Here is a 23,457-nt window from a genome sequence, read left to right as displayed (position 1 = left end):
CGGCTATCGGCCGTGACGATCAAGCCATTGTCCGGCCAGAATCCGCGCTTTCGCATCAGCGGTAAACACCGCGTCCAGATCCTCAAGCGCAACCACTGGCTCGAGATTCAGCACATCCTCGATGATACTCGCGATTTCCAGATAACCAACGCGTCCGTCGAGAAACGCCGCGACCGCCACTTCGTTGGCCGCATTGAGCATGGCCGGCGCGCTGTTGCCAGCCTCTGCCGCCTGTCGCGCCAGGCGCAGGCAAGGGAAGCGCTGCTCGTCCGGTGCTTCGAAATCCAGGCGGGCAATGGCAAACAGGTCCAGCGGCGCAACACCCGAGTCGATCCGCTCAGGCCACGCCAATGCGTTGGCAATCGGCGTGCGCATGTCAGGGTTGCCCAACTGCGCCAATACCGAGCCATCCACATAGTCGACCAGCGAGTGAATCACACTCTGCGGATGAATCACCACCTCGACCTGCGACGGCTTGGCGTCGAACAGCCAGCAAGCCTCGATCAACTCCAGGCCCTTGTTCATCATGCTGGCCGAATCCACCGAGATCTTACGACCCATCGACCAGTTCGGGTGAGCACATGCCTGATCAGGCGAAACATGCGCCAGTTCGCTCATCGGCGTCTGACGGAAAGGACCGCCCGAAGCCGTCAGCAAAATCCGCCGCACGCCAACAGCGCCCAGACCACGGGAAAAATCCTGCGGCATGCACTGGAAGATCGCGTTGTGTTCGCTGTCGATCGGCAGCAATACCGAACCGCTCTTGTGCACGGCCTGCATGAACAACGCGCCGGACATCACCAACGCTTCTTTGTTGGCCAGAAGGATTTTCTTCCCGGCCTGCACCGCTGCCAGGGTCGGACGCAGACCCGCGGCGCCAACGATGGCGGCCATCACGGCATCGACTTCGGGCGCGGAGGCGACCTGGCACAGGCCCTCCTCCCCGACCAATACGCGAGTGGATAAACCGGCAGCACGCAGGTCGTCCTGCAAACCACGCGCCGCCGCCACTTCCGGCACGACTGCGAATTGCGGCACATGGCGCACGCACAAGGTCAGCAACTCGCTCAGGCGCGTGAAGCCGCTCAGTGCGAAAACCTGATAACGCTCAGGATGACGAGCGATGACGTCGAGGGTGCTCAGACCAATCGAGCCGGTAGCCCCCAGAACGGTAATCTGTTGAGGGCGGCTCACGGCGCAGCCATCCACAGCAATACAGCGAAAATCGGGATCGCGGCGGTCAGACTGTCGATGCGATCAAGCACACCGCCATGACCGGGCAGCAGGTTGCTGCTGTCCTTGATGCCGGATTGACGCTTGAACATGCTCTCGGTGAGGTCGCCCACCACCGAAATGAATACGATCAACGCAGCGCCGATCAGGCCCTTGAGCAGCTCGCCAACGGTCCAGTCACGTACCAGGCCGACGATCGCGGTAATCACCAGGCTCAGCGCCAGACCACCGTAAACGCCTTCCCAGCTTTTGCCAGGGCTGACTTGCGGCGCCAGTTTGCGCTTGCCAAAGGCACGGCCGGAGAAATAGGCACCGATATCGGCCCCCCAGACCAGCACCATCACCGCCATGATCAACCAGTTACCCAGCGGGTACTGCTTGATCTGAACCAGCCCTTGCCAGGCCGGCAGCAGGATCAGCAAGCCGATCACCAGTTTGGTGGCCGCCGTGGACCAGTGCTCGCTCGAACGCGGATAGGTCAGCACCAGATAGGTCGCCACCGCCCACCACAACACCGAGGCGCCCAACACCCAAGGGGCAAGGCCCGGCAGGACATACATGACGAACAGCATCAGCGCGACGACAGCGGCAAAGCCGACACGGAACGACTGCGCGGTAAAGCCAGCCAGACGCGCCCATTCCCAGGCGCCCAGGCTCACGACCAGACCGATGAACAGCGCAAAACCAGACCCTTCGAGCAGGAAAAACCCGCACAGAGCGATCGGCAGCAGGATCAGCGCAGTGATGATTCGTTGTTTAAGCATTAAACCCGGGCTCCAGCTTCGACCTGTTCGCTCGTTTTACCGAAGCGACGCTGGCGCGAAGCGAAATCGGCCAGCGCGGTGCGCATGGCTTCGTGTTTGAAGTCCGGCCAGAACAGGTCGGAGAAGTACAACTCGGCGTACGCCAGTTGCCACAGCAGGAAGTTGCTGATGCGGTGCTCGCCACCGGTGCGGATGCACAGATCCGGCAACGGCAGGTCGCCGGTGGCCAGACAGGTCTGCAGCAGATCCGGAGTGATATCTTCCGGACGCAGATGCCCGGCCTGGACTTCACGCGCCAGACGCTGCGCCGCTTGAGCGATATCCCACTGACCGCCGTAGTTGGCGGCGATCTGCAGGATAAAGCGGTTGGCACCGGCCGTCATGGCTTCCGCCTCGCGCATCGCCGCCTGAAGCTCAGGGTGGAAGCGCGAGCGATCACCGATGATGCGCAAGCTGATGTTGTTGTCGTTGAGGCGCTTGGCCTCACGACGCAACGCCTTGAAGAACAGATCCATCAAGGCACTGACTTCATCGGCCGGGCGCTGCCAGTTTTCACTGGAAAAGGCGAACAGGGTGAGCACTTCGACCTTGGCCTCGGCGCACACCTCGATTACCGCCCGCACAGCATCCACGCCGGCTTTATGCCCGGCGACACCCGGCATAAAGCGTTTTTTCGCCCAGCGATTGTTGCCATCCATGATGATCGCGACATGGCGCGGCACCGCGGACGGCGCAGACTGCTTGGTCTTGTCCATTTGAAACTCGACCCTTATACGGCCATCAGGTCTTTTTCTTTCTCGTCCGTGGCCTTGGTGATCTGGGCCTCGAAGTCTTTGGTCAGCTTGTCGATTTCAGCGGTGGCACGACGCTCTTCGTCTTCGCTGATTTCTTTATCCTTGACCAGTTTTTTCAGATCGCCCAGCGCATCACGGCGGATATTGCGCACAGCAACACGTGCATCTTCAGCGGCAGCACGCGCCTGCTTGGTGAAGCCCTTACGGGTTTCTTCGGTCAGGGCCGGCATGGAGATCAGCAGCAGTTCACCCAGGTTGGTCGGGTTCAGGTTCAGACCGGCGCTCTGGATCGCTTTGTCGACGGCCGCCAGCATGTTGCGCTCGAAAGCGACGACTTGCAGGGTGCGGGAGTCTTTTACAGTGATGTTGGCCACTTGAGTGATGGAAGTGTCTGCGCCGTAGTACGGCACCATCACGCTGCCCAGGATGCTTGGGTGAGCCTTGCCGGTACGAATCTGGCCGAATGCATGGGCCAGAGAGTCCAGGGATTTCTGCATGCGCTCTTGAGCGTCTTTCTTGATTTCGTTGATCATTGTTGACCTTCCTCGATCAGAGTGCCTTCAGCGCCGCCATGCACGATGTTCAGCAGGGCGCCGGGCTTGTTCATGTTGAATACGCGCAGCGGCATTTTGTGGTCGCGGCACAGGCAAATCGCTGTCAGATCCATTACACCCAGCTTGCGATCCAGTACTTCATCATAAGTCAGATGATCGAACTTCTCGGCATGCGGGTCTTTGAACGGGTCAGCGGTATAGACGCCATCGACCTTGGTCGCCTTCAGCACGACGTCAGCGTCGATCTCGATGGCGCGCAGGCAGGCTGCCGAATCCGTGGTGAAGAACGGATTACCGGTACCGGCGGCGAAAATCACCACGTCCTTGGAGTTCAGGTGGCGCATGGCTTTGCGGCGATCATAGTGATCGGTCACGCCAACCATGGAAATGGCCGACATCACGATGGCCGAGATATTGGCACGTTCCAGCGCATCACGCATGGCCAGGGCGTTCATCACAGTGGCCAGCATGCCCATGTGGTCGCCTGTCACCCGATCCATGCCAGCCTTGCTCAAGGCCTCGCCACGGAACAGGTTGCCACCGCCGATCACCAGACCGACCTGTACGCCGATGCCGACCAGTTGGCCGACTTCCAGCGCCATCCGATCCAGCACTTTTGGATCGATCCCGAACTCTTCCGAGCCCATCAGGGCCTCGCCGCTAAGCTTGAGTAGAATGCGTTTATAGCGAGCCTGATAACCACTGCCCTGCTGAGCCATTGCGAATCTCTCCTGCGGCGTATTTAAAAAATTCTTTGCAAGCTGTTTTACAGCTGGCGTTCACTCTAGCTTGGCGCTGCTTCAGCGCCATCGGAACCTGGCTTTGTAAGTCAGTTCCCAGTGGAAACCAATAAAAAATTGGTAACCCCATCTGAAAAGAGGCTGCGCGCGTGAGCGGGCAGCCTCTTTCGGGCGACAGTTGAAAAACCGTCTTATTGCTTGGCGGCAGCCAGCTGGGCAGCAACTTCTTCAGCGAAGTTGTCGACCGGCTTCTCGATGCCTTCGCCTACTTTGAAGTAGGTGAAGGAAACGATTTCTGCGCCGCCTTTCTTGGCCAGCTCGCCAACCTTGATTTCAGGGTTCTTGACGAACGCCTGCTCAACCAGGCTCGCTTCTGCCAGGAACTTGCTGATACGGCCTTTGACCATGTTCTCAACAATGTTTTCTGGCTTGCCTTTGATCTTCTCTTCGTTCAGCTGCAGGAACACAGCTTTTTCACGCTCGATCGCTTCAGCCGAAACTTGCGAAGGCAGCAGGAACTCAGGGTTGCTCGCAGCGACGTGCATCGCGATGTCTTTGGCCAGCTCGACGTCACCGCCTTTCAGAGCCACAACAACACCGATCTTGTTGCCGTGCAGGTAAGAACCTACAACGTCACCTTCGATACGGGTCAGACGACGGATGTTGACGTTTTCGCCTACTTTGGCAACCAGTGCTTCGCGAGCAGCTTCTTGCGAAGCGATCAGCGGAGCAGCGTCGGTCAGCTTGTCAGCGAAAGCTTTTTCAACGCTGGCAGCAACGAAGTTCTTGAAGTCGTCTTGCAGAGCCAGGAAGTCGGTCTGCGAGTTCACTTCCAGGATAACGGCAGCTTTACCGTCGTCCTTGATTGCGATTGCGCCTTCAGCGGCAACGTTGCCAGCCTTTTTCGCAGCCTTGATCGCGCCCGAAGCACGCATGTCATCAATGGCTTTTTCGATGTCGCCGTCAGCCTTTTCCAGGGCTTTCTTGCAGTCCATCATGCCTTCGCCGGTACGCTCGCGCAGTTCTTTAACCAACGCTGCAGTAATTGCTGCCATTTTCAAATTCCTCTTGGATAGGTTTTCAACCATTCCACCCGATCGAACGGGCGTTCAATTCTTCCCGAATCACCTTGTACCCGCCGCACGTTACAGATGCAGGGGCTGCGCCACCAGACACGGGCGCCAACAAACGGTTTTCGAGGTGGCAAAAAGGGGGCCAAGCCCCCTTTTTGCTTACTGAGTCAACGCCAGGGCGTCAATTACTCAGCTGCAGCCTGAGTTTCTTCAGCTGCGAACTCAACAGTGCCGCCAGCAACATTGTTGCGACCACGGATCACTGCGTCAGCCATCGAACCCATGTACAGCTGGATAGCGCGGATTGCGTCATCGTTGCCTGGGATGATGTAGTCAACGCCTTCCGGGCTGCTGTTGGTATCGACAACGCCGATGACCGGGATGCCCAGCTTGTTGGCTTCGGTGATCGCGATGCGCTCGTGGTCAACGTCGATCACGAACAGTGCGTCTGGCAGACCGCCCATGTCCTTGATGCCGCCCAGGGAGCGATCCAGCTTTTCCAGGTCACGGGAGCGCATCAGCGCTTCTTTCTTGGTCAGCTTGGCGAAAGTACCGTCTTCGGCTTGAACTTCAAGGTCACGCAGACGCTTGATGGAAGCACGAATGGTTTTGAAGTTGGTCAGCATGCCGCCCAACCAGCGGTGATCGACGTACGGCGAACCGCAACGCGCTGCTTCTTCAGCAACGATCTTGCCAGCGGAACGCTTGGTGCCGACGAACAGAATCTTGTTTTTGCCCTGGGCCAGACGCTCTACGAAAGTCAGAGCTTCGTTGAACATTGGCAGGGTTTTTTCAAGGTTGATGATGTGAATCTTGTTACGCGCGCCGAAAATGTACTTACCCATTTTCGGATTCCAGTAACGGGTTTGGTGACCGAAGTGCACACCGGCCTTCAGCATATCGCGCATGTTGACTTGGGACATGATAGTTCCTTAATAAGTCGGGTTTGGCCTCCACGTATCCCAATGACCAACCAGTGGCATAAAGCCAAAAGCACCCAGGTCATCGTGTCGACACGTGTGTGGATTTAAGCTTTTCGGGGTATCCCCGGAAAGCGGCGCATTTTATACCACAGGGTGCGCAGAAACGGAACCCGGAATCTGTAATCGCACCAAGGACATGGGCGCAGCCCCCTTGGAATCGCCTTCAGGCGCACCATTGTATAGACAGACGCGATGCACGCAGGCGCGGATTTGCTCCTTCCGTCTGATAGAATCGCGTTTTTCAGGGTCGCAAATCCAACACTTGCCACCCTCTCCGTATCAGTAAGCGCCGCCGAGCGCAGAGAGAGCCTGTATGACCGTCAACCTCAAAACCCCCGAGGACATCGCTGGCATGCGAGTCGCCGGCAAACTGGCCGCCGATGTGCTGGAAATGATTGCCGAACATGTCAAACCGGGTGTTACCACCGATCAACTGAACCAGATCTGCCACGACTACATCGTCAACGTGCAGCAGGCCATCCCTGCCCCGCTCAACTACAAGGGTTTTCCGAAGTCGATCTGCACCTCGATCAATCACGTGGTCTGCCACGGCATCCCGAATGACAAGCCGCTGAAAAATGGCGACACGCTGAACATCGACGTCACCGTGATCAAAGACGGCTACCACGGCGACACCAGCCGCATGTTCCACGTCGGCGAAGTGCCGGTCTGGGCCGAGCGTCTGTCGCAGGTCACCCAGGAATGCATGTACAAGGCGATTGAAATCGTCAAACCTGGCTGCCGCCTTGGCGACATCGGTGAAATCATCCAGAAGCACGCGGAAAAGAACGGCTTCTCGGTGGTTCGCGAATTCTGCGGCCACGGCATCGGCAAGGTGTTCCACGAAGAACCGCAGATCCTGCACTACGGCCGCGCCGGTACCGGCATGGAACTGAAGGCTGGCATGACCTTCACCATCGAGCCGATGATCAACCAGGGCAAGGCCGACACCAAGGTACTGGGTGACGGCTGGACCGCGATCACCAAAGACCGCAAGCTCTCGGCACAGTGGGAACACACCCTGCTGGTGACCGACACTGGCTACGAGATCTTCACCCTGCGCGCCGACGACACGATTCCGCGCGTCTCGGCCTGATCCCAAGAACGCTCCCAGCCTTATAGAAGGAAAGCCAATCGATGCCGCAGGTGGATCCCGAACTGTTCGACCGCGGCCAGTTCCAGGCTGAACTGGCCCTGAAAGCGAGTCCCATTGCGGCGTTCAAGAAGGCGATCCGCCAGGCTCGCGAGGTCCTCGACACGCGTTTTCGCAGCGGCCGCGACATCCGCCGGCTGATCGAAGACCGTGCCTGGTTCGTCGACAACATCCTGCGAAAGGCCTGGGAGCAGTTCAACTGGAGCGAAGACGCCGACATCGCGCTGGTCGCGGTCGGCGGCTACGGCCGTGGTGAGTTGCACCCCTATTCCGACATCGACCTGCTGATCCTGCTGGACAGCGCCGACCACGAAGTTTTCCGCGATTCCATCGAGCGTTTTCTGACGCTGCTGTGGGACATCGGTCTGGAGGTCGGGCAGAGCGTGCGTTCGGTCGACGAATGCGCCGAAGAGGCCCGCGCCGACCTGACCGTGGTCACCAACCTCATGGAAAGCCGCACCATTTGCGGCCCCGAGCGTCTGCGCCAGCGCATGCTCGATGTCACCAGCACCGCACACATGTGGCCGGCCAAGGAGTTCTTCCTGGCCAAGCGCGCCGAGCAGAAGGCCCGCCACCACAAGTACAACGACACCGAATACAACCTGGAACCCAACGTCAAAGGCTCGCCCGGCGGCCTGCGGGATATCCAGACGATTCTGTGGGTGGCCCGGCGTCAGTACGGCACCCTGAACCTGCGCGCCCTCGCCGGCGAAGGTTTCCTGGTCGAGAGCGAAAACGCGCTGCTGGCCTCCTCCCAGGAATTCCTCTGGAAAGTGCGCTATGCCCTGCACATGCTCGCCGGCCGCTCGGAAGACCGCCTGCTGTTCGACCATCAGCGGACCATCGCCGGCCTGTTGGGCTTTGAAGGTGACGACGCCAAACAGGCCGTCGAAAATTTCATGCAGCAGTACTTCCGCGTGGTGATGAGCATCGCTCAGCTCAGCGACCTGATCATCCAGCACTTCGAGGAAGTGATCCTCGCCCCGGAAGACGAAGCACCGCCGCAGCCGATCAACTCGCGTTTCCAGTTGCACGACGGCTACATCGAAGCACGTAACGACAACGTGTTCCGCCGCACGCCGTTCGCCATGCTCGAGATCTTCGTGCTGATGGCCCAGCAGCCGGAAATCAAAGGCGTGCGCGCCGACACCATTCGTCTGCTGCGGGAAAATCGTCATCTGATCGACGACAATTTCCGCAACGACATCCGCAATACCAGCCTGTTCATCGAGCTGTTCAAGTGCAAGATCGGCATCCATCGCAACCTGCGGCGGATGAACCGTTACGGCATTCTCGGGCGTTACCTGCCGGAGTTCGGCTTTATCGTCGGACAGATGCAGCATGACCTGTTCCACATCTATACGGTCGATGCGCACACCCTGAACCTGATCAAGCACCTGCGTAAGTTGCAGTACAGCCAGGTGTCGGAAAAATTCCCGCTGGCGGCCAAACTCATGGCCAAACTGCCCAAGCCCGAACTCATCTACATGGCCGGTCTGTACCACGACATCGGCAAGGGCCGGCATGGCGATCATTCGGACATCGGCGCGGTCGATGCCGAAGCGTTCTGCCAGCGTCATCAACTGCCGGTGTGGGACAGCCGCCTGATCGTCTGGCTGGTGCAAAACCATCTGGTGATGTCGACCACCGCACAGCGCAAGGATCTGTCCGACCCGCAAGTGATCCACGATTTCGCGCAGATCGTCGGCGACGAAACTCGTCTGGACTATCTGTATGTGCTGACCGTGGCCGACATCAACGCGACCAATCCGACGCTGTGGAACTCGTGGCGCGCGAGCCTGTTGCGCCAGCTCTACACCGAGACCAAACGCGCCCTGCGCCGTGGCCTGGAAAACCCGGTGGATCGCGAAGAGCAGATCCGCCAGACCCAGAGCGCGGCACTGGACATTCTGGTGCGCGGCGGCACCGACCCGGACGACGTCGAGCAGTTGTGGGCGCAGTTGGGCGATGACTATTTCCTCCGTCATACCGCCGGCGACGTCGCCTGGCACAGTGACGCGATCCTGCAGCAGCCGGCCGATGGCGGCCCGCTGGTGCTGATCAAGGAAACCACCCAACGCGAATTCGAGGGTGGCACGCAGATCTTCATCTACGCCCCGGATCAGCACGATTTCTTCGCCGTGACCGTGGCCGCGATGGACCAGCTCAACCTGAACATTCACGACGCCCGGGTCATCACCTCGAGCAGCCAGTTCACCCTCGACACCTACATCGTGCTCGACACCGACGGCGACTCGATCGGCGACAACCCGGCGCGGGTCAAACAGATTCGCGACGGTCTGACCGAAGCCCTGCGCAACCCCGACGACTACCCGACGATCATCCAGCGCCGGGTGCCGCGCCAGCTCAAGCACTTCGCCTTTGCGCCGCAGGTGACGATCCACAACGACGCCCAGCGTCCGGTGACGGTGCTGGAACTCACCGCTCCTGACCGCCCGGGCCTGCTGGCGCGGATCGGCGGGATCTTCCTCGAGTTCGACCTGTCGCTGCAGAACGCCAAGATTGCGACCCTGGGCGAACGCGTGGAAGACGTGTTCTTCATCACCGACGCCCACAACCAGCCGCTCTCCGACCCGCTGCTGTGCAGCCGCTTGCAGGACGCAATCGTCGAGCAACTGAGCGTCAATCAGGAACCGGATATCAAGCTTTCGCGCATCAGCATTTGATCCAGCAACTTCCCCCCCTGTGGGAGCGGGCTTGCTCGCGAAAGCGGTGTGTCAGGCAGCACATCATTCAATGACACACCGCTTTCGCGAGCAAGCCCGCTCCCACATTGAACGAGGCCCCCATGAACAACGCTCTGAACCAGCTCCAGCCCTACCCGTTCGAAAAGCTCCGCGCCCTGCTTGGCACGGTCACGCCGAACCCGGACAAACGCCCGATCGCCCTGTCGATCGGCGAGCCGAAACACCGCTCGCCAAGCTTTGTCGCCGAAGCGCTGGCGAACAATCTGGATCAGATGGCGGTGTATCCGACCACCCTTGGCATCCCGGCCCTGCGCGAAGCCATCGCCGGCTGGTGCGAACGTCGCTTTGGCGTACCGAGCGGCTGGATTGATCCGGCGCGCAATGTGCTGCCGGTCAACGGTACCCGCGAAGCGCTGTTCGCCTTCACCCAGACCGTGGTCAACCGTGGCGACGATGCGCTGGTGGTCAGCCCGAACCCGTTCTATCAGATCTACGAAGGCGCAGCGTTCCTCGCCGGGGCCAAGCCGCACTACCTGCCATGCCTGGACGAAAATGGCTTCAACCCGGATTTCGATGCGGTCTCGCCGGACATCTGGAAACGCTGCCAGATCCTGTTCCTGTGCTCGCCGGGCAACCCGACCGGCGCACTGATCCCGGTCGACGTGCTGAAAAAACTCATCGCCCTGGCCGACGAATACGACTTCGTGATCGCCGCCGACGAGTGCTACAGCGAACTGTACTTCGACGAACAGACCCCGCCGCCAGGCCTGCTCAGTGCCTGCGTCGAACTGGGCCGCAAGGACTTCAAGCGTTGCGTGGTGTTCCACAGCCTGTCCAAGCGCTCCAACCTGCCGGGCCTGCGCTCCGGTTTCGTCGCCGGTGACGCCGATATCCTCAAGGGCTTCCTGCTGTACCGCACCTACCACGGCTGCGCGATGCCGGTGCAAACCCAACTGGCCAGCGTTGCCGCATGGAATGACGAAGTGCATGTACGCGCCAACCGTGCGCTGTACCGCGAGAAATTCGATGCAGTGCTGGCAATCCTCAGCCCGGTAATGGACGTGCAGCGTCCGGACGGCAGCTTCTACCTGTGGCCGAACGTGGCCGGCGACGATGCCGCCTTCTGCCGCGACCTGTTCGAACAGGAACACGTGACCGTGGTGCCGGGCTCGTATTTGTCGCGAGATGTGGACGGCGTCAATCCGGGTGCCGGGCGTGTGCGCATGGCGCTCGTCGCGCCACTGGCCGAGTGTGTCGAGGCCGCAGAGCGGATTCGCGCGTTCGTCACTCGCCAGTCATAAGCGCCTTTACCGTGCCAGTTCTGCTGGCACGGTAACCCGTCATAAAACCGCACACATATTCAATTTACCCACTCAAGTTCAGTCACTAGCATCCCTCATTCAAAGCGACTTGCCGGGAACACTAAACAACCCGACAAGTTAAACCTGAAGAATGAAAACACGGATGTTCAGTTATGCACTCAACATGGCTTCACCCACGCAGAAAATCTGAAAACACGCAGATATCCCGGCCTCTGAAACACGCTCGGGAGTTTCAGAAACATGTGGGCTAAAAACAATCCGGCGAAATTCTGGACACCCGGCTGCACACTTCGCATCGCCTTCCTCAATGGCACGCAAGAATTCAAGGACGCGACCATCGCCGCCGCCAGCAACTGGTTGCCGCACATTAATTTGAAGTTTGATTTCGTCGAAGGTGAAGCGGGCGATATCCGCATACTCAGCCAGGAAGGAACGTTTTCTTCATTTATTGGTACCGATGCCCGGTTATTCCCCGATGAGCCCACCATGAGACTCTGGCCCCACCCAGCCGACAGCGCACGTTACTTCGCAGCCAATGTAATGCACGAGTTCGGCCACATGCTTGGCGCAGAGCATGAGCAAACCAACCCGACGGCAAACATCCCCTGGGACATGCCAGCCATTTATGAGGAACATGAATTAACTGCCAACCCGGAAGAAGACGACTACCGGGCCAGCGTGACGCGCAAACGCCTGCACGACTGGTACTTTGATCGCGGCAATCCCGGCGAAAGCATTTATTCGGCGTACGATCGAACGTCGATCATGCACTATCGCATCAAGCAGTCCTGGACCCTCGGTGACTTCCAGCTCTTCATTAATCTGGATCTCAGCGAACAGGACAAAATCTTCATGTCGAACGCTTATCCTTACCCGGTGAGTGAGTGAACTTACCCCCTCAGGCTATTTGACCTGCCCCAGATTCGCCTCGCTCAAATCAAGTTCGCCCAATACTTCTCTGAGCACGTCATCACCAATCTGGTGCTGACGACTCAGGCTATACAACTCCAGGCGCTGCGCGCGCAGTGCCTTCAAGCGCAAACGGCGTTCCAGCAGATCCATCTGGAACGCCAGCGTCTGGGCTTCAGCCGAATCGTTGAACACCTCAAGCTGATGCCGGTATTCGGACATGATCCGCGCCTTGAGTTCAGCCGAGAGCGCCGCCTGCGCGGCATCCTGCGGCGCAACTTCTTCGGTTTCCAGCGCATGGATCGCTGCTTCGGCGGTCTTGCGCCAGGCATCGCGCACTTCTTGACGACGCTTGTCGTCCGGACTTTTTTCGATACCGCGCAACAGCAACGGCAAGGCGATGCACGCCACAATCAGCGACAACAGGATCACCCCGGCGGCAATAAAGATCAGCAGATCACGCTCGGGAAACGCCTCAGCCCCCATCAACATCGGCACCGACATCACACCGGCCAGCGTCACCGCGCCGCGCACACCGCCAACGGTCAGCAACCAGCAGGAGCGCGCCGTGGGTACTTGCGTCAGGTCACCCTTGCCGCGCAACCGCCGCAGCAGCACCGACAAACGCCAGATGCTCTGCACCCAGATAAAGCGCAGCAGCACCAGCGCGAGGAAAATCGCCACCACGTCGAGGCCGCGATACAGCAGGGTCGGCCACAACGTCGGTTCGTGGCTGACCACGGCTTTGATGATGTCCGGCAATTGCAGGCCCAGCAGCAGGAAGATCAGACCGTTGAAGGCGAACTCCAGCAATGACCAGACGCTACGGTTGAGCAGACGGGTGCTGGTCTGCCGTGGCAACAGATCGAGCCAGCTCTGCATCATCCCCGCCGCGACGGCCGAAAGAATCCCCGATGCACCCAGTCGCTCGGCCAGTACATAAGCGGCGAACGGCAATAGCAACATGAACACCACATGGGTGGCCGGATCGTCCCAGCCACGGGCAATCATCCATGCGCGCAAACGCCCGACCAGCCAGCTCAGCGCAACACCGACCGCCAGCCCGCCGACCGCCACCAGTACGAAGGTCAGGCTGGCATTGGCCAGCGAGAACACCCCGGTCACTGCCGCGACGAGGGCAAACTTGAACGTCACCAGACCCGAGGCGTCGTTCATCAGCGCCTCGCCCTGCAGCATGTGCATCAGCGGTGTCGGCAAACGGTTCTGCGAGATCGCCGAGACGGCCACGGCGTCGGTCGGCGACAGCACGGCGGCCAGAGCAAAGGCCACCGGCAGCGGAATGCTCGGCAACAGCCAGTGAATGAAATACCCGGCGCCGACCACGGTGAACAGCACCAGGCCCACCGCCAGCGTCAGGATCGGCCCACGCAAATGCCAGAATTCGCGTTTGGGCATGCGCCAGCCGTCGGAAAACAGCAGCGGCGGCAGGAACAGAAACAGGAACAGTTCCGGATCCAGCGCCACGTGCAGGCCCAGTGTCGGCCAGGCCAGCAAGGCACCGGCGGTGATTTGCACCAGAGGCAGCGGCAGCGGGATGACCCGTCCAACCAGACGCGAAACGCTGACCAGCATCAGCAGGATAAGGACGGTGTAAGCGGTTTGCATAAAGCGGAAATCTCAGGCAATCGACAGCGTTGAACTGCCATATTAGCCGCTTAGGATGCGTCTGACCGTTGCACCTATGTCGCAGCCCTGTCGCAAATCCACTTGTAGGAGCGGGCTTGCTCGCGAATGCGGTGGGTCATTGAGCAATGATTTCGACTGACACGGCCCTTTCGCGAGCAAGCCCGCTCCCACAGGGTAATCTGCAAGCAGATAAACCTCGGCGCCGCGAAACCGTTTGGTCATGGCATAATCCGACACCATTTTTTTCCAGCACCTGTAAAGGGGGCGATTCCTTGACCGTTTCAAGTAAAACGTTGCACCTTTTCGGCATCAAAGCCTGCGACACCATGAAGAAGGCGCGCACCTGGCTCGATGAACACGCTGTCAGCTACGACTTCCACGATTACAAAACCGCCGGTATCGACCGTGAGCACCTGACCCAATGGTGTGACGAGCACGGCTGGCAAACGGTGTTGAACCGTGCAGGCACGACCTTTCGCAAACTCGACGACGAACGTAAAGCCGATCTCGACCAGTCGAAAGCCATCGAACTGATGCTCGCTCAACCCTCGATGATCAAGCGCCCGGTGCTCGATCTAGGTGACCGAACCCTGATTGGCTTCAAGCCAGACATCTACGCGGCCGCACTCAAGTAAGCAGCCCGTCACTTATTGCTAGAGGTATTCACATGTCCAACTCTCTGTTCAGCATCGCCTTTGGTGTCGGCACTCAGAACCGTCAAGGCGCGTGGCTGGAAGTGTTCTACGCTCAGCCACTGCTCAACCCTTCGGCCGAACTGGTCGCTGCCGTGGCGCCGATCCTCGGTTACACCGAAGGCAACCAGGCCATCACCTTCACCACTGCACAGGCTGCGCAACTGGCTGAAGCGGTCAAAGGCATCGACGCCGTTCAAGGCAAACTGCTGACCCGTCTGGCCGAGAGCCACAAGCCGCTGGTCGCCACCCTGCTGGCCGAAGACGCCCAACTGACCTCGACGCCAGAGGCCTACCTCAAGCTGCACCTGCTGTCGCATCGTCTGGTCAAGCCGCACGGCGTAAGCCTGGCCGGGATCTTCCCGCTGCTGCCGAACGTGGCATGGACCAGCCAGGGCGCAATCGACCTGAGCGAACTGGCCGAAATGCAACTCGAAGCCCGTCTGCGCGGCGAGCTGCTGGAAGTGTTCTCGGTGGACAAGTTCCCGAAAATGACCGACTACGTGGTGCCGGCCGGCGTGCGTATCGCTGACGCAGCACGTCTGCGTCTGGGCGCTTACGTGGGCGAAGGCACCACCGTGATGCACGAAGGCTTCATCAACTTCAACGCCGGCACCGAAGGCCCGGGCATGATCGAAGGCCGCGTGTCCGCTGGCGTTTTCGTCGGCAAGGGTTCGGACTTGGGCGGCGGCTGCTCGACCATGGGCACCCTGTCGGGCGGCGGCAATATCGTGATCAAGGTCGGCGAAGGCTGCCTGATCGGCGCCAACGCCGGTATCGGTATCCCGTTGGGCGACCGCAACACCGTCGAGTCGGGCCTGTACGTGACCGCCGGCACCAAGGTGGCGCTGCTGGACGAGCACAACAACCTGGTCAAGGTGGTGAAGGCGCGTGAACTGGCCGGTCAGACCGACCTGCTGTTCCGTCGCAACTCGGAAACCGGTGCCGTGGAGTGCAAAACCCACAAATCGGCGATCGAGCTGAACGAAGCGCTGCACGCTCACAACTAAGCAGCCACACGATCCCCCCTGTGGGAGCGAGCTTGCTCGCGAAGGCGTCCGGTCAGTCAACAACAGTGCTGAATGACACGACGCTTTCGCGAGCAAGCCCGCTCCCACAAGGTTCGGTGTACACCCGCCCAAGTTCACAGGGCTGAACAGATGATGATTCCCTCCCCCTGGCGCGCCGATTTTCCGGCCATCGCCGCCCTGCAACGGCAAGACCAGACCTATCTGGACAATGCCGCCACCACGCAAAAACCCCAGGCCCTGCTTGACGCGCTAGCGCACTACTACGCCAACGGCGCAGCCAATGTGCATCGTGCGCAGCATCTGCCCGGCGCCCACGCGACGCAGGCGTTCGAAGACAGTCGACTGAAAGTTGCCCAGTGGCTGAATGCCGGTGACAGCGGGCAGATCATCTTCACCCACGGCGCCACCAGCGCGCTGAATCTCCTGGCCTATGGCCTTGAGCATCTTTTCCATCCGGGCGATGAAATTGTCATCAGCGCCCTGGAGCATCACGCCAACCTGCTGCCGTGGCAGCAACTGGCACAGCGTCGCGAGCTGAAACTGGTGATCCTGCCGCTGGACGCCGACGGCGTGATCGACCTCGGCGCCGCTGTGCGTCTGATCAACCCGCGTACCCGTTTGCTGGCGGTCAGTCAGCTGTCCAACGTGCTCGGCGCCTGGCAACCGCTGCCGGCGCTGCTGGCGATGGCCAAGGCGCAGAACGCGCTGACCGTGGTCGATGGCGCCCAAGGTGTGGTGCATGGTCGCCACGACGTGCAGGCACTGGGTTGCGACTTCTACGTGTTTTCCAGCCACAAACTGTACGGCCCCGATGGTCTCGGTGTGTTGTTCGGGCGCAACAAGGCGCTTGAGCAACTGCAGCCGTGGCAGTTCGGCGGCGAAATGGTGCTGGAAGCCAATTATCACGATGCGCGCTTCCGCCCTGCCCCGTTGGGTTTCGAGGCCGGTACGCCGCCGATTGCCAGCGTAATCGGCCTCGGCGCAACTCTCGATTATCTGGCAGGGCTGGATCAGGACGCGGTGTCGGCCCACGAAGCGGCGCTGCACGCCTATCTGCTACAAGGCCTGGCCGCGCGCAACGGCATTCGTCTGCTCGGCAAGCCGCAACTGGCGCTGGCGAGTTTCGTCGTAGAGGGCGTGCATAACGCCGATCTGGCGCATCTGCTGACCGAACAAGGCATCGCCGTGCGCGCCGGGCATCACTGCGCCATGCCGTTGCTGAAAAGCTTTGAGCTGGCCGGTGCTATTCGCGTGTCGCTGGCGCTGTACAACGACTCCGAGGATCTGGAGCGTTTCTTCGAAGCGCTGGATCAGGCCCTGGAGTTGCTGCGATGAGCCTGCCGCTCGCCGCTGCCGAAGCGCTGCAGACCTTTCAGAATGCTGCCGGTTGGGAACAGCGCGCACGGTTGCTGATGCAGTTTGGCGATCGTCTGCCGCCGCTGGATGACGCGGACAAATGCGAGGCCAACCGCGTGCATGGCTGTGAAAGTCAGATGTGGCTGGTGGGGGAATTGCAGGACGGCCACTGGCAATTCAGCGCTGCCAGCGATGCGCGGATGATTCGCGGGTTGGTGGCGTTGCTGCTGTTGCGGGTCAACGGTTTGAGCGCTGCCGAGTTGCAGCAGGTGGATTTGCCCGACTGGTTCAATCAACTGGGGCTGTCGCGGCAATTGTCGCCGTCGCGCAGTAATGGCTTGAATGCCGTGCTCAAGCGCATGAATGAGTTGGCAGGCTGATCGCCTTCGCGAGCAAGCCCGCTCCCACAGGGGATTTGTGAACGCCACAGATCCAACGTGGGAGCGGGCTTGCTCGCGAAGAGGCCATCACTGACAACCTCAGACCTGAGGTTTGATGCGATCCGCCGGCCGCCGCACACCCGCCACAATCTTGTCCACAGCCTTGGTCGCCGCGACCATGCCGAACGTCGCCGTGACCATCATCACCGCGCCAAACCCGCCGGCGCAGTCGAGCTTCACGCCATCGCCGACAAAACTCTTCTGCAAACAGATGCTGCCGTCCGGTTTCGGATAGCGCAGCTGTTCAGTGGAGAACACGCACGGCACGCTGTAATGGCGAGTCACGGTACGCGAGAAACCGTAGTCGCGGCGCAGGGTCGAGCGCACTTTCGAAGCCAGCGGGTCGTTGAAGGTCCGGTTGAGGTCGCAGACCTGAATCAGCGTCGGATCGATCTGCCCACCCGCACCGCCCGTGGTGATGATCTGAATCTTGCGGCGTTTGCACCAGGCGATCAGTGCAGCCTTGGCGTTGACTGCGTCGATGCAGTCGATCACGCAGTCGATGTTCGGCGTGATGTACTCGGCCATGGTGTCGCGCGTCACGAAGTCCGCCACCGCATGCACGGTGCAATCCGGATTGATCCCGCGCAGGCGCTCGGCCATCACTTCGACCTTGGGTTTGCCGACGGTGCTGTCCAGCGCATGCAACTGGCGGTTGGCGTTGCTGACGCAGACGTCGTCGAGGTCGAACAGCGAAATCTCGCCCACGCCACAGCGGGCCATGGCTTCCGCCGCCCAGGAACCGACGCCACCGACGCCGACAATCGCCACATGGGCCGCACGCAGGCGCTCAAGGCCCTCGATGCCATACAAACGGGCGATGCCTGCAAACCGCGGATCTTCTGTACTCATGACCATTACCCCAAAAACCGGCGCGCATTATAGGGCCGTCGGCGGCCAAGAGCATCTTTGACGCTATGAACGGTGAACGCCGCCGTTTTGCACAAGCCTTGTGGCGAGGGAGCTTGCTCCCGCCGGGTCGCGAAGCGGCCCTTGAAAAGCGGACTGCTTCGTAGTCCGGCGGGAGCAAGCTCCCTCGCCACGGGAATTGCTATAACTGAATAACAAAGTTTTCTCTTACAAGCTGTTACTAAAGAACTTAAATCAGGTTGGACTGCCCAATGTCGGGCATTTTCCTGCCCGGTGTACGAGCAGTGAACTGCCGGTGTAGGATTCGCGCCCTTTTGGCGTAAGCCGATCCGTTCCTTCGTTCCACAGCCTTTGGAACCCGAAATAGCTATGTCATCGCGTAAATTTGGTCTCAACCTGGTGGTGGTTCTGGCAATCGCCGCCCTGTTCACCGGTTTCTGGGCGCTGATCAACCGCCCGGTCTCCGCGCCCAACTGGCCGGAACAGATCTCCGGTTTTTCCTATTCGCCATTCCAGCAGGGCCAGTTCCCGCAGAAGGATCAGTATCCGACTGACGACGAAATGCGCCGCGACCTGGAGATCATGAGCAAGCTGACGGACAACATCCGCATCTACTCGGTCGACGGTTCGCTGCAGGACATCCCGAAACTGGCGGAAGAGTTCGGTCTGCGCGTGACCCTCGGGATCTGGATCAGCCCCGATCAGGAACGCAACGAGCGGGAAATCCAGCGCGCCATCGAACTGGCCAACACCTCGCGCAGCGTGGTTCGCGTGGTGGTCGGTAACGAAGCGATCTTCCGCAAGGAAATCACTGCCGAGCAACTGAGCGTGCTGCTGGATCGGGTGCGCGCGGCGGTGAAAGTGCCGGTGACCACCTCCGAGCAGTGGCACGTCTGGGAAGAACACCCGGAGCTGGCCAAGCACGTTGACCTGATCGCTGCGCACGTCCTGCCGTACTGGGAATTCATCCCGGTCGACAAGGCCGGGCAGTTCGTCTTCGACCGTGCCCGTGACCTGAAAAAGCTATTCCCGAAAAAGCCGCTGCTGCTGTCCGAAGTCGGCTGGCCGAGCAACGGTCGCATGCGCGGTGGCGCCGACGCGTCGCCGGCGGATCAGGCGATCTACCTGCGCACACTGGTCAACAAGCTCAACCGCCAAGGCTTCAACTACTTCGTGATCGAAGCGTTCGACCAGCCGTGGAAGGCCAGTGACGAAGGTTCGGTGGGCGCCTACTGGGGCGTGTTCAACGCCGCCCGCCAGCAGAAATTCAACTTCGAAGGCCCGGTCGTCGCCATCCCGCAATGGCGCGTGCTGGCCATCGGTTCGGTGGTGCTGGCGCTGCTGTCGCTGACCCTGCTGATGATCGACGGCTCGGCCCTGCGCCAGCGTGGCCGCACCTTCCTGACCTTTATCGCGTTCCTCTGCGGTTCGGTGCTGGTGTGGATCGGTTACGACTACAGCCAGCAATACAGCACGTGGTTCAGCCTGACGGTGGGTTTCCTGCTGGCGCTGGGTGCGCTCGGGGTGTTTATCGTGTTGCTGACCGAGGCGCATGAACTGGCCGAAGCAGTCTGGACCCACAAGCGCAGGCGTGAATTCCTGCCGGTGGTGGGCGACTCGGACTACAGACCGAAAGTCTCGATCCACGTACCGTGCTACAACGAGCCGCCGGAGATGGTCAAACAGACCCTCGACGCCTTGGCTGCCCTTGATTACCCGGACTATGAAGTCCTGATCATCGACAACAACACCAAAGACCCAGCCGTCTGGGAACCGGTGCGCGACTACTGCGCCACCCTCGGCCCGCGTTTCAAGTTCTTCCACGTTTCGCCCCTGGCCGGTTTCAAGGGCGGCGCGCTGAACTACCTGATTCCGCATACCGCCAAGGACGCCGAAGTGATCGCGGTGATCGACTCCGACTACTGCGTGCATCCGAACTGGCTCAAGCACATGGTGCCGCACTTCGCCGATCCGAAAATCGCCGTGGTGCAGTCGCCGCAGGACTATCGCGACCAGAACGAAAGCACCTTCAAGAAGCTCTGCTACGCCGAATACAAAGGTTTCTTCCACATCGGCATGGTCACCCGCAACGACCGCGACGCGATCATCCAGCACGGCACCATGACCATGACCCGGCGTTCGGTTCTGGAAGAGCTGGGCTGGGCCGACTGGTGCATCTGTGAAGACGCCGAGCTGGGTCTGCGCGTGTTCGAGAAAGGCCTGTCGGCGGCGTATTACCACGACAGTTACGGCAAGGGTCTGATGCCGGACACCTTCATCGACTTCAAGAAGCAGCGTTTCCGCTGGGCCTATGGCGCGATCCAGATCATCAAGCGCCACACCCGCAGCCTGCTGCGCGGCAAAGACACCGAGCTGACCCGTGGCCAGCGTTACCACTTCCTCGCGGGCTGGCTGCCGTGGGTCGCGGACGGCATGAACATTTTCTTCACCGTCGGCGCCCTGCTGTGGTCGGCGGCGATGATCATCGTGCCGCAACGGGTCGATCCGCCGCTGCTGATTTTCGCAATCCCGCCACTGGCGCTGTTCGTGTTCAAGGTCGGCAAGATCATCTTCCTCTACCGTCGCGCCGTGGGCGTGAACCTCAAGGATGCGTTCTGCGCCGCACTGGCTGGCCTGGCGTTGTCGCACACCATCGCCAAAGCGGTGCTGTACGGTTTCTTCACCAGCAGCATTCCGTTCTTCCGCACGCCGAAAAACGCCGACAACCATGGCTTCTGGGTGGCGATTTCCGAAGCGCGCGAAGAGCTGTTCATCATGCTGCTGTTGTGGGGCGCAGCGCTGGGGATCTACCTGGTGCAGGGCATTCCGAGCAACGACATGCGCTTCTGGGTCGCAATGCTGCTGGTGCAGTCGCTGCCATACCTGGCCGCGCTGATCATGGCGTTCCTCTCGTCGCTGCCAAAACCTGCGACAGCGCCCGAACCGGCGCCTGTCGTCTAATTCCTCGACGAAGCACTAAACGGCGGCCAATGGTCGCCGTTTTGCTTTAAGATAACCGCCATTTTGCAGGGCACTCCTCTAATCCCTGTGGGAGCGAGCCTGCTCGCGAAGGCTTTGTAACATTCACCGATTATGTTGACTGACACACCGCATTCGCGAGCAGGCTCGCTCCCACATTGTTAGTCCGCGCCCACATTCATGACTCCGGAGTTTTCCATGACGGCCCACGCCGACCTTTCGCCGACCCTCCAACTCGCCATCGACCTGATCCGCCGTCCGTCCGTGACGCCGGTCGACGCCGATTGCCAGAAGCAGATGATGCAGCGCCTGGGCGATGCCGGTTTCACCCTGGAGCCGATGCGCATCGAGGACGTGGACAATTTCTGGGCGACCCACGGCAATGACGACGGCCCGGTGCTGTGCTTCGCCGGCCACACCGACGTGGTGCCGACCGGTCCGGTGACTGCCTGGCAGATCGAACCGTTCAACGCCGTGATCGATGAACACGGCATGCTCTGCGGTCGCGGCGCGGCCGACATGAAAGGCAGCCTGGCGTCGATGACCGTCGCCGCCGAGCGCTTTGTCGCCGACTACCCGAACCACAAGGGCAAGGTCGCGTTCCTGATCACCAGCGACGAAGAAGGCCCGGCGCACCACGGCACCAAAGCGGTGGTTGAACGTCTGGTGGCGCGCAAAGAGCGTCTGGACTGGTGCATCGTCGGCGAACCGTCGAGCACCACGCTGGTCGGTGACGTGGTGAAAAACGGTCGTCGCGGCTCGCTCGGCGCCAAGCTCACCGTGCGCGGCGTGCAGGGCCACGTGGCCTACCCGCATCTGGCGAAGAACCCGATCCACCTCGCCGCCCCGGCCTTGGCCGAACTGGCCGCCGAGCACTGGGACCACGGCAACGATTTCTTCCCGCCGACCAGTTTCCAGATTTCCAACCTCAACTCCGGCACCGGCGCGACCAACGTGATCCCGGGTGATCTGGTGGCGGTGTTCAACTTCCGCTTCTCCACCGAATCCACCGTCGAAGGCCTGCAGAAACGCGTGGCCGACATCCTCGACAAACACGATCTGGACTGGCACATCGACTGGGCGCTGTCCGGCCTGCCGTTCCTCACCGAGCCGGGCGCGCTGCTCGACGCGGTGTCGTCGAGCATCAAGGACATCACCGGCCGCGAGACCAAGGCATCGACCAGCGGCGGCACTTCCGATGGCCGCTTCATCGCGACCATGGGCACGCAGGTTGTTGAACTGGGCCCCGTCAACGCGACCATCCACCAGGTCAACGAGCGTGTGCTGGCGGCCGATCTCGACGTGCTGACCGAGATCTACTACCAGACCCTGATCAAGTTGCTCGCCTGATGCTCGCGTGCCCGATCTGCAGTGAACCGCTGAACAGCGTCGACAACGGCGTGGTCTGCCCCGCCGGCCACCGCTTCGACCGCGCGCGTCAGGGCTACCTGAACCTGTTGCCGGTGCAGCACAAGAACAGCCGTGACCCTGGCGACAATCAGGCGATGGTCGAGGCGCGCCGCGACTTCCTGAATGCCGGGCATTACGCGCCGGTGGCCAAGCGTCTGGCAGAGCTGGCAGCCAGTTATGCGCCGGCACGCTGGGTCGATATTGGTTGCGGTGAGGGTTACTACACCGCGCAGATCGCCGAGGCCCTGCCGGAAGCCGATGGCTACGCGCTGGACATCTCGCGCGAGGCGGTGAAACGCGCCTGCAAACGCAACCCGGCGCTTACCTGGTTGATCGCCAGCATGGCCCGCGTGCCATTGGCGTCGGGCAGTTGCCAGTTTCTCGCCAGCGTTTTCAGTCCGCTGGACTGGGCAGAAGCCAAGCGTCTGCTCAGCGTCGGCGGCGGCCTGATGAAGGTCGGCCCGACCAGCGGCCACCTGATGGAACTGCGCGAACGCCTGTACGACGAAGTGCGCGAATACACCGACGACAAGCATCTGGCCCTGGTGCCGGAAGGCATGGCGCTGGCGCACAGCGAAACCCTGGAATTCAAACTGACGCTGGACAAGCCCGAGGATCGCGCCAACCTGTTGGCGATGACACCCCACGGCTGGCGCGCCAGTGCCGAACGCCGCGCCGCAGTGATCGAACAGGCCGAGCCGTTCGTGACCACCGTGTCGATGCGCTACGATTATTTCGTTCTTCAATAACTTTTGGTCTCGGGCGAGTGCCCGGGGCCGGCTAAATCCGCGAATGGATT

Annotated in this window: 20 protein-coding genes and 1 pseudogene; 12 read left to right on the top strand and 9 right to left on the bottom strand. The window is 60.7% G+C overall.

Annotated elements, in window-relative coordinates; translation table 11 throughout:
* Positions 1-3: 3 nt before the first annotated feature.
* From ispC to rpsB, 7 genes are all read right to left on the bottom strand, one after another.
* Complete coding sequence (ispC, locus tag M0814_RS21425) at positions 4-1,194, bottom strand: 1-deoxy-D-xylulose-5-phosphate reductoisomerase (RefSeq protein ID WP_103486498.1); 1,191 nt, start codon at positions 1,192-1,194, stop codon at positions 4-6.
* Complete coding sequence (locus tag M0814_RS21420; RefSeq protein WP_003222130.1) at positions 1,191-1,997, bottom strand: phosphatidate cytidylyltransferase; 807 nt, start codon at positions 1,995-1,997, stop codon at positions 1,191-1,193. The genes ispC and M0814_RS21420 overlap by 4 nt, the downstream gene beginning before the upstream one ends.
* Entirely contained in the window at positions 1,997-2,752 is a 756-nt protein-coding gene (uppS, locus tag M0814_RS21415) for a polyprenyl diphosphate synthase (protein ID WP_003222128.1), read from the bottom strand. The genes M0814_RS21420 and uppS overlap by 1 nt, the downstream gene beginning before the upstream one ends.
* A gap of 14 nt (positions 2,753-2,766) precedes the next feature.
* Positions 2,767-3,324, bottom strand: a complete 558-nt coding sequence (frr, locus tag M0814_RS21410; protein ID WP_103486499.1) for a ribosome recycling factor — start codon at positions 3,322-3,324, stop codon at positions 2,767-2,769.
* Positions 3,321-4,064, bottom strand: coding sequence for a UMP kinase (pyrH, locus tag M0814_RS21405; RefSeq protein WP_003222124.1), 744 nt, complete (start codon positions 4,062-4,064; stop codon positions 3,321-3,323). The genes frr and pyrH overlap by 4 nt, the downstream gene beginning before the upstream one ends.
* Before the next feature lie 212 nt (positions 4,065-4,276).
* Positions 4,277-5,140: a translation elongation factor Ts gene (gene tsf, locus M0814_RS21400; protein ID WP_003222121.1), complete on the bottom strand. Its 864-nt coding sequence runs from the start codon at positions 5,138-5,140 to the stop codon at positions 4,277-4,279.
* 203 nt (positions 5,141-5,343) lie between these two features.
* Positions 5,344-6,081 carry a 30S ribosomal protein S2 gene (rpsB, locus tag M0814_RS21395; protein ID WP_003222119.1) on the bottom strand — a complete coding sequence of 246 codons (738 nt, stop codon included), beginning with the start codon at positions 6,079-6,081 and terminating at the stop codon, positions 5,344-5,346.
* Between the two features lie 373 nt (positions 6,082-6,454).
* On the opposite strand from rpsB, the gene map reads away from it, so the two are divergent.
* The 4 genes from map to M0814_RS21375 all read left to right on the top strand — a co-directional run bounded on the left by map (position 6,455) and on the right by M0814_RS21375 (position 12,212).
* Positions 6,455-7,237: a type I methionyl aminopeptidase gene (gene map / locus M0814_RS21390; RefSeq protein ID WP_103486500.1), complete on the top strand. Its 783-nt coding sequence runs from the start codon at positions 6,455-6,457 to the stop codon at positions 7,235-7,237.
* A gap of 41 nt (positions 7,238-7,278) precedes the next feature.
* Complete coding sequence (locus M0814_RS21385) at positions 7,279-9,981, top strand: [protein-PII] uridylyltransferase (RefSeq protein ID WP_103486501.1); 2,703 nt, start codon at positions 7,279-7,281, stop codon at positions 9,979-9,981.
* Between the two features lie 122 nt (positions 9,982-10,103).
* Positions 10,104-11,303 carry a succinyldiaminopimelate transaminase gene (gene dapC / locus M0814_RS21380; RefSeq protein ID WP_003222115.1) on the top strand — a complete coding sequence of 400 codons (1,200 nt, stop codon included), beginning with the start codon at positions 10,104-10,106 and terminating at the stop codon, positions 11,301-11,303.
* A 261-nt stretch (positions 11,304-11,564) separates the two neighbouring features.
* Positions 11,565-12,212: a hypothetical protein gene (locus tag M0814_RS21375; protein ID WP_103486502.1), complete on the top strand. Its 648-nt coding sequence runs from the start codon at positions 11,565-11,567 to the stop codon at positions 12,210-12,212.
* Positions 12,213-12,227: 15 nt separating this feature from the next.
* Here the strand turns inward: M0814_RS21375 and M0814_RS21370 are convergent, their stop codons facing one another.
* On the bottom strand, positions 12,228-13,859 hold the full coding sequence (locus M0814_RS21370) for a Na+/H+ antiporter (RefSeq protein ID WP_103486503.1): 1,632 nt from the start codon (positions 13,857-13,859) through the stop codon (positions 12,228-12,230).
* A gap of 293 nt (positions 13,860-14,152) precedes the next feature.
* Between M0814_RS21370 and M0814_RS21365 the strand changes: the two genes are divergently transcribed.
* From M0814_RS21365 to M0814_RS21345, 5 genes and pseudogenes are all read left to right on the top strand, one after another.
* Positions 14,153-14,515 carry an ArsC family reductase gene (locus tag M0814_RS21365; protein ID WP_003222107.1) on the top strand — a complete coding sequence of 121 codons (363 nt, stop codon included), beginning with the start codon at positions 14,153-14,155 and terminating at the stop codon, positions 14,513-14,515.
* Between the two features lie 32 nt (positions 14,516-14,547).
* Positions 14,548-15,582, top strand: coding sequence for a 2,3,4,5-tetrahydropyridine-2,6-dicarboxylate N-succinyltransferase (gene dapD / locus M0814_RS21360; protein ID WP_003222105.1), 1,035 nt, complete (start codon positions 14,548-14,550; stop codon positions 15,580-15,582).
* Between the two features lie 11 nt (positions 15,583-15,593).
* A pseudogene (locus M0814_RS29195) lies at positions 15,594-15,692 on the top strand (metal ABC transporter ATP-binding protein); the annotation flags it as partial.
* Positions 15,693-15,732: 40 nt separating this feature from the next.
* Positions 15,733-16,938, top strand: a complete 1,206-nt coding sequence (locus M0814_RS21350) for a cysteine desulfurase (RefSeq protein ID WP_103486505.1) — start codon at positions 15,733-15,735, stop codon at positions 16,936-16,938.
* Positions 16,935-17,339, top strand: coding sequence for a SufE family protein (locus M0814_RS21345; protein WP_103486506.1), 405 nt, complete (start codon positions 16,935-16,937; stop codon positions 17,337-17,339). The genes M0814_RS21350 and M0814_RS21345 overlap by 4 nt, the downstream gene beginning before the upstream one ends.
* A 99-nt stretch (positions 17,340-17,438) precedes the next feature.
* Here M0814_RS21345 and tcdA read toward each other — a convergent pair whose 3' ends face one another.
* On the bottom strand, positions 17,439-18,257 hold the full coding sequence (gene tcdA, locus M0814_RS21340) for a tRNA cyclic N6-threonylcarbamoyladenosine(37) synthase TcdA (RefSeq protein ID WP_102355646.1): 819 nt from the start codon (positions 18,255-18,257) through the stop codon (positions 17,439-17,441).
* A 381-nt stretch (positions 18,258-18,638) separates the two neighbouring features.
* Between tcdA and M0814_RS21335 the strand changes: the two genes are divergently transcribed.
* The 3 genes from M0814_RS21335 (at position 18,639) to M0814_RS21325 (ending at position 23,407) form a co-directional block, all read left to right on the top strand.
* Positions 18,639-21,230 (top strand): glycosyltransferase, encoded by a 2,592-nt coding sequence (locus M0814_RS21335; protein WP_003222095.1) that lies wholly within the window; start codon positions 18,639-18,641, stop codon positions 21,228-21,230.
* A 216-nt stretch (positions 21,231-21,446) separates the two neighbouring features.
* Positions 21,447-22,598 (top strand): succinyl-diaminopimelate desuccinylase, encoded by a 1,152-nt coding sequence (gene dapE, locus M0814_RS21330; RefSeq protein WP_003222093.1) that lies wholly within the window; start codon positions 21,447-21,449, stop codon positions 22,596-22,598.
* Entirely contained in the window at positions 22,598-23,407 is an 810-nt protein-coding gene (locus M0814_RS21325; RefSeq protein ID WP_003222091.1) for a putative RNA methyltransferase, read from the top strand. Before dapE ends, M0814_RS21325 begins: the two co-directional genes overlap by 1 nt.
* Positions 23,408-23,457 lie beyond the last annotated feature (50 nt).

This window comes from Pseudomonas sp. MWU12-2020, assembly GCF_023100605.1.
Classification (GTDB): domain Bacteria; phylum Pseudomonadota; class Gammaproteobacteria; order Pseudomonadales; family Pseudomonadaceae; genus Aquipseudomonas; species Aquipseudomonas fluorescens_H.
The sequence above is the reverse complement of the archived record's forward strand: the minus strand, read 5'-3'. Positions and strand labels throughout refer to the sequence as shown.

Bases quoted from the DNA above. Each gene is read 5' to 3' on its own strand.
- M0814_RS21370 (WP_103486503.1), bottom strand. From the start codon at position 13,859: ATGCAAACCGCTTACACCGTCCTTATCCTGCTGATGCTGGTCAGCGTT.
- tsf (WP_003222121.1), bottom strand. From the start codon at position 5,140: ATGGCAGCAATTACTGCAGCGTTGGTTAAAGAACTGCGCGAGCGTACC.
- dapE (WP_003222093.1), top strand. From the start codon at position 21,447: ATGACGGCCCACGCCGACCTTTCGCCGACCCTCCAACTCGCCATCGAC.
- map (WP_103486500.1), top strand. From the start codon at position 6,455: ATGACCGTCAACCTCAAAACCCCCGAGGACATCGCTGGCATGCGAGTC.
- M0814_RS21345 (WP_103486506.1), top strand. From the start codon at position 16,935: ATGAGCCTGCCGCTCGCCGCTGCCGAAGCGCTGCAGACCTTTCAGAAT.
- tcdA (WP_102355646.1), bottom strand. From the start codon at position 18,257: ATGGTCATGAGTACAGAAGATCCGCGGTTTGCAGGCATCGCCCGTTTG.
- M0814_RS21335 (WP_003222095.1), top strand. From the start codon at position 18,639: ATGTCATCGCGTAAATTTGGTCTCAACCTGGTGGTGGTTCTGGCAATC.
- M0814_RS21350 (WP_103486505.1), top strand. From the start codon at position 15,733: ATGATGATTCCCTCCCCCTGGCGCGCCGATTTTCCGGCCATCGCCGCC.
- uppS (WP_003222128.1), bottom strand. From the start codon at position 2,752: ATGGACAAGACCAAGCAGTCTGCGCCGTCCGCGGTGCCGCGCCATGTC.
- M0814_RS21375 (WP_103486502.1), top strand. From the start codon at position 11,565: ATGTGGGCTAAAAACAATCCGGCGAAATTCTGGACACCCGGCTGCACA.
- dapC (WP_003222115.1), top strand. From the start codon at position 10,104: ATGAACAACGCTCTGAACCAGCTCCAGCCCTACCCGTTCGAAAAGCTC.
- frr (WP_103486499.1), bottom strand. From the start codon at position 3,324: ATGATCAACGAAATCAAGAAAGACGCTCAAGAGCGCATGCAGAAATCC.
- rpsB (WP_003222119.1), bottom strand. From the start codon at position 6,081: ATGTCCCAAGTCAACATGCGCGATATGCTGAAGGCCGGTGTGCACTTC.
- M0814_RS21385 (WP_103486501.1), top strand. From the start codon at position 7,279: ATGCCGCAGGTGGATCCCGAACTGTTCGACCGCGGCCAGTTCCAGGCT.
- M0814_RS21420 (WP_003222130.1), bottom strand. From the start codon at position 1,997: ATGCTTAAACAACGAATCATCACTGCGCTGATCCTGCTGCCGATCGCT.
- pyrH (WP_003222124.1), bottom strand. From the start codon at position 4,064: ATGGCTCAGCAGGGCAGTGGTTATCAGGCTCGCTATAAACGCATTCTA.
- M0814_RS21325 (WP_003222091.1), top strand. From the start codon at position 22,598: ATGCTCGCGTGCCCGATCTGCAGTGAACCGCTGAACAGCGTCGACAAC.
- dapD (WP_003222105.1), top strand. From the start codon at position 14,548: ATGTCCAACTCTCTGTTCAGCATCGCCTTTGGTGTCGGCACTCAGAAC.